The organism is Haloferula sargassicola (genome assembly GCF_040362925.1).
Classification (GTDB): Bacteria; Verrucomicrobiota; Verrucomicrobiia; order Verrucomicrobiales; family Akkermansiaceae; genus Haloferula; species Haloferula sargassicola.
This window is the reverse complement of the sequence record NZ_BAABRI010000040.1, coordinates 1-6,024: the sequence shown is the minus strand read 5'-3', so window position 1 is coordinate 6,024 and position 6,024 is coordinate 1. Positions and strand designations below refer to the sequence as shown.

General features: G+C 61.4%; 3 protein-coding genes. All 3 read left to right on the top strand.

Annotated features, from left to right (window positions below):
* Positions 1–4,797 (top strand): RHS repeat domain-containing protein (locus ABXH26_RS20390; RefSeq protein ID WP_353568952.1); only part of this gene is annotated, 4,797 nt, incomplete at its 5' end.
* Between the two features lie 2 nt (positions 4,798–4,799).
* Positions 4,800–5,174: a hypothetical protein gene (locus ABXH26_RS20385; RefSeq protein ID WP_353568951.1), complete on the top strand. Its 375-nt coding sequence runs from the start codon at positions 4,800–4,802 to the stop codon at positions 5,172–5,174.
* A gap of 658 nt (positions 5,175–5,832) precedes the next feature.
* The coding region (locus ABXH26_RS20380) for a hypothetical protein (protein WP_353568950.1) at positions 5,833–6,024 on the top strand (192 nt) is incomplete at its 3' end.

Below are 6,024 nucleotides of genomic sequence, written 5' to 3'. Positions count from 1 at the left end.
ATCGGCCGCTTCGCCGACCTCAACGGTGACGGAGTCGTCGATTTCGTCACCGATGCCGACACGACCCGCCCCCGCGTCTTCCTCAACCTCCGCGGCCCGGAGGTCATCGAGTCGATCACCGACGGCTACGACAAGACCCTCGGCATCGAATACACCCGCCTCAACGACCCGACCCCGCTGCCGGATTCCGACAAGCCGGTCTATACCCCCCACGATCCCGCCAACGATCCGCCGCTGGCCGCCGGCCATATCGCCCTGCAGGGCGGGGGACTCGTCGTCTCGCGCCTCACCGAACCCGACGGCCTCGGCGGCGTGAAATCCACCCGCCGCCACTACGGCGACCTGCGCTACGACCGCGATCAGCAGGCCAGCCTCGGGTTCGGCTGGATCGAGGTCCACGAGGCCTCCATTACCCGCACCGGCCAACACCTCTGCCGCGGCTACACACGCACCGAGATGATGCGCGAGTATCCCTTCGCTGGCAGTCCTGCGCGGGTCGAGACCTACGTCTGCATCCAGGGTGACCCGGACCAGAACCTCTTCCCCGGGGTTTCGGCGGGAGTGAAACTTGTCGGCCTCGAGGAAAACACCTATGCCGAACTCACCTCCGGCCCGCCGGCCGTCGAGGCTGGCGACATCGCCATCCGCCGCCCGATCCAGACCTCGTCCATCGTTTCCAAGTACGACATCGACGATCAGGATACCTTGCTCTCCCGAGTCGAAACCATTCAGGACGCCCTCGACGAATACGGGTTCGTCACTCATTCCACCGTCACCGCGCTGGACGGCTCGGAGACCGAAACGTCAAGCAGCTACGATCATCACACCACTGGCGGCAAGTGGCTGCTAGGGCGGCTGAGCCAGACCACGGTGGAAAAGACCGATGGAAGTTCGACGATCAGGAAACGCTCAGAGTTCGGCTATGACTCCTCCTCGGGCCTTCTCACCTCGGAGAAGATCATCCCTCTCGAATATGACTCGCAAACGTCGCAGTGGAATTCGGTCGCGGCGTTGGAGATTCTCACATCCTACACGCTCGACCCGTTCGGAAACACATTGACCACCACGACAACGGCGGGTGGAGAGGTGCGTGGATCGGCGGTTTCCTACGATCAGCCCCGCGGTCGCTTCGTCACCTCGGAGACCAACGCCCTTGGCACGGTCTATCATCACTACGATCAGCAGCTCGCACTCCAGACCGGCAGCACCGACGTCAACGGCCGCACCACCACCTTCATCCACGACGGCTTCGGCACGCAGATCGCCACCTACCACCCGAACCGCACCAAGTCTGCCGAAATCACCTTTTACGCCAGCAACTCCGACCTGCCTTCGCAGATCCAGTCCGAGCTGGACGCCCACTTCATCACCCTCAAGTGGGCCCGCTGCGCCGAGGCCTCCGGTGCGCCCTGCGTCACCACCTATTTCGACCAGGTCGGTCGCGAGGTCGTCACCGAAACGTCCGTTCTCACCAGCGCCACGCCGACCTACGAGGAGCAATACGCCCTCAAGCTCTACGACGAGCGGGGCCGGTTGGTGAAGGAATCGAATCCCTTCCTCCTCGGCGACGCCATCCACTACATCACCCACACTTACGACTTCCTCGACCGCCGAATCCTCACCACCCGCCCCGATGGAGCCGAGAGCGGCATCGCCAGCGTCGGCCGGGAAACCCTCTCCGGTCACGGGCCCTGCGTGGTCACCGTCACCAAGAACCCGCTCGGCCGGCTGATGACCCGCTGGACCGACCAGCACGGCCGCACGGTCCGGACCACCGATGCGTCCAACCAGATCACCACCTTCACCCACGACGTCGAGGGTCGGCTCATCGCAGTGGCCATCGACGGCGTCACCCAGCTCACCAATACCTACGATCCACTCGGCAACAAGATCGGCGTCTCGGACCTCAGCGGCGGCTCAACCAGCAGCATTTACAACGGCTTCGGCGAGGTCATCTCAACCACCGATGCCCGCCTGCAGACCACGATCACCGAATACGACGAGCTGGGCCGCGTGACCTCGGTCAACAAGCCGGAAGGCCTCTACACCACCACCTACCGCGCCAGCGGAGAAAACCTGGGCGCTGTGGATGAAATCAACGGCCCCAACGGCTACCTCGAAACCTTCACCTACGGCGAGAACGATCACAACTACGGTCTGGTCGTGGAATCCAGCACCCGGCAGGCGTCTGTCCGGCCGACCTACACCACGCTCACTGAATACGACTGCCTCGGCCAGCCCGTGCGTGCCACGGATGCGGGCGGTGCCGTCGTCGAAACCACGTACGACACCACCTATCCGGTCTTCGCCCTCGAAACCCGCCTCATCGCCACCGCCGACATCCCCAGCGGGCTCGACACTCTCATCTCCCGCGCCCCGACGCTGACCACCACCGGCAACGACATCATCGCCGCCGAGACGCTGCCCCACGGTATCACCCGCACCACCACCACCGACGCCCGCAACGGCTATCTCAAGAGCCTCTACACCACCGGCCCAGGCGGCGAACTTCAGAATCACATCTACACTTGGGACTTCAACGGCAACCTGCTCAGTCGGACCGACGGGGTGAACGGCGAAACCGAGACCTTCGGCTACGACCACCTCGATCGACTTGAGTCTTCGCAGGTAGCCAATCAGACCGAGCTGGAATACCGCTACGATGAGGGTGAGAAAGGGAACCTCATTTCAAAGACCGGCGAGAGCGGTCCGCGGACATACGAAAATTACCGGGTTAAGACCGCCAAAATCAAGGGTGTTGATCGCGACTACGATTACGATGACGCCGGCTTCGTCATCGCCGACGGCCAACGCAGCTACACCTGGACCTCATTTGGCCAGCTCGCGAGTGTTTCGCAGACCTCCGCCCCGGCGGTCGAGACCTTCTTCGCCACCGGCCAGTTCGCCCCGACCGTTCCCGGCATCCCGCAGGAAGCGCGCTTCTACTCCTCAAACGTCACCGCCACCTTTGAGTTCGACGCCGCCGGCAACCGCGCCCGTCAAGTGCTCGACCGCACCTACAACATGGGCGACCAAGCGATGGTCACCACCCGCTACCTCGGTTCCTACGAATTTGAGGAGCACCTCACCTTCCAAGCGGGCGGCGGCTACGGCGAGAACAAGATCCGCCACCGCCACCGCCTCGGCGGCGCGACCTACCTCAAGGAAACCGACGCCTCGGGCACGAAGTATTATCTCTCGGTCACCCTCACCGACCACATCGGCAGCACGGACGCCGTCCTGCGCGCCGAGTGGAACACATCGCAGGGCGGGTGGAAGCTTTCCAGCGGCGAACCCCGCGCCGAGCGCCAGTCGTTCGGCGCCTGGGGCGAGCGCCGCGAGCAGTCCGACTGGACCGCCTCGCGCACCGCCGCCGCCGATCCCCACCAAACCACGGCCGTGGCCGAGAACCACGGCTACACCGGCCACGAGATGTTGGATGACTTCGGGTTGGTCCATATGAACGGGCGCATCTACGACCCTGAACTGGGACGCATGCTCAGCCCCGATCCCTACGTGCAGGTCCCCGAGTTCAGCCAGAACTTCAATCGCTACAGCTATGTGCTGAACAATCCGCTGAGCATGAGTGATCCCAGCGGGAACCTCATCGAAGGTCTTCATGTGGCAGCGGACATCTACCGTTGGGCATCGGTTGATCACTACATGCAGGGCCACCCGCAGGTGGCGCAGTATTTCAACATGGCGATCCAGATCGTCCTCGCCGTCGTTGGAACTCCACCAGCCGTTGTCGGGGCGGTTGGAGGTGCGCTGAACGCCAGGGCGTCCGGGCTCAGCAACGGTGACCAGATCAAAGCTGCCGCGATTGGAGCGTTCCAGGGCTTTCTGACCAGTGGGCTCTTGAAAGGAATAGAATCAAGTGCCGGCACAGCCCTGGATGCGGCAGTCGCTGGAACCGATACCTACGCCAATGCGGCGGTTCACGTTGCGGGACATATCGTAGCTCATGGAATCGTCGGCGGAGCGGCCAACGCAGCCATGGGAGGCAAGTTCGAAGACGGCTTCCTGTCAGCCGCTGCGGGAGCTGCTCTCGGATGGACGGATGCCACGGAGAGCCTGGGCCTCGGCTCAGCGGGCGACTGGTGGTCTTCGGAGCGGGGAGCTGCAGACTTTGCCAAGCTTGTCGGTCGCACAGTAGTCACCGGCACGATTGGCGGCACTGCGTCAGCTATTGGAGGCGGTAAGTTCGCAAACGGCGCCTACACCGCCGCTTTCCAGCATTTGCTGAATGCTGAGCTGCCTCAATGGGCTGAAGAACAGGCGATCATTAACTCAGGCAAAGCATTTGCCTCATCAGTGGCGATTACCGACCCTGAGGCATGGGCGGAAATGGAGGCGGGATTCTATCAGACCTCGGTGGTGATGATCGAGGTGGCCGGTTCATTCATTCCTGTCACCAAAGGAAGCCTCCTTGCGTCGCGGGCGCTATCTAGGAGCTCTGCCGCAGTATTTATCGCGGATGATGTGACTTACATAGTAGCATCGCGATCAACGGCGGCAATTCACCAAATGCTTCGTCCGAGTGGTAAGCTAATTGGAGATGTGGTGGGACGCGCAAGTCCGAAAATCAGAACCATAAGCAGAGAGGCTCTTTCTAGGATTCAACAAAAACTATTAAACGGAGCAAAGGTTGCGGAGACGTATGCTCACGGAACAGGACAATGGTATGATCTTCCTGCTGGGGGGAGGGTTGGGGTTAGGATTTCAAAAAACAACGGAGTTACACTAGATTTGAATATACCTGGATTCGGCGACCTCAAAAAACTTCACCATTATTAATTATGGATCTCAAAAAAAAGGATCATATCTTCGGATTAAGTATGGGGGAGTGGATCGCCCGGATTCCAAATGACTTAGATAACGATGGTGTTGGATTGTGGGAAATCATAAGGGATGGAAGGGAATCCTTCTCTCTTGAGGGCGACGATCTAAAGGAGTTTGTGTTTTTGGCCATTGTTTCCATAATGAAAGAGGGAGGGGTTCCTGCTATTCCGTCTTTATCGAACAAAAATATATGGGGTGCTGCTAGAGGATATCAAGGAGGCGAATCAACAGTGGCTAGAAAAGTTATAGATCAGTGGACTGAATCCGGGGTTGATCCTGACACGGAAGGAATATGGTTTGCACGGATCGATGAAGCGGATTCAAGCGGCTAGGCGCGTGTATACATGGACACTCCTTTAGTTGAGAGCGTTGCAATGGCGGGAAGCATTGGAAAGTCAGGCTCCGCACCACTCACGCAAAGCCCACCGCTGGCGTGCCGTCACGAGTGCAGCTTGTCCTGCGGGGTCGTGTGACGTGCGCGGGGTAATGCGGAGTGTCTCCGTTGCGCTCGTGCCTCGCTCCACTCGCCCCATCCAGGTTCCTCCCCAAAGGGGACCCCTCCTGGATCCCCCGCCACTCCGCATTACCGCGCAGTCACAAGCACCCTCCGGACCGGCAGCCCCCGCGCCGGCACGCATTCCAGTTCGCCTGCGGCTCAACTCCCCCCGCACATGCCCCCCGGCCAAGCGGTCGGCGGCAAGCCCGCCTCCCCGGTTCCGCTCCGCTCCACCGCCGCCCGCCTCGCCGCCAACCGCCAACCCATGAGGCTCCGCGCCCCGGACCTGCGGCGTCGTGTGTCCGCTCGTCCCTCACTCCCGCACCACGAGTCTGGGGTCGGTCCTCGCATTTCGCAATTGACGGGACATCGTTGTCCCGGTAGGACCAGGCATGGCTCGCAAACCCCGCTACCAGGCAGCCGGAGCCATCTATCACGTGATGGCTCGTGGGGAGGGCGGCAAGGCCATATAGGTAGGCACGCGTGTGCGCAGCATGGACTTCTACGCGCGGGTTCCTGAAGAGGAGATGGAGCTGGTCATCGACGGATGGTCCCGGGTCCTGGGCATCGATGGGAAGACGCTGAGGGTCTGGATCGAGAATCAACTGTGGGAGAGCACGGGAGGCATCCGGCTCCCGGCCACCCTCGCGAATGGATCAGGCTGGATCGATGTCGGGCGGAGGGAT

Coding starts and splice junctions, on each gene's coding strand:
- ABXH26_RS20385 (WP_353568951.1), top strand. CDS start 4,800: ATGGATCTCAAAAAAAAGGATCATATCTTCGGATTAAGTATGGGGGAG.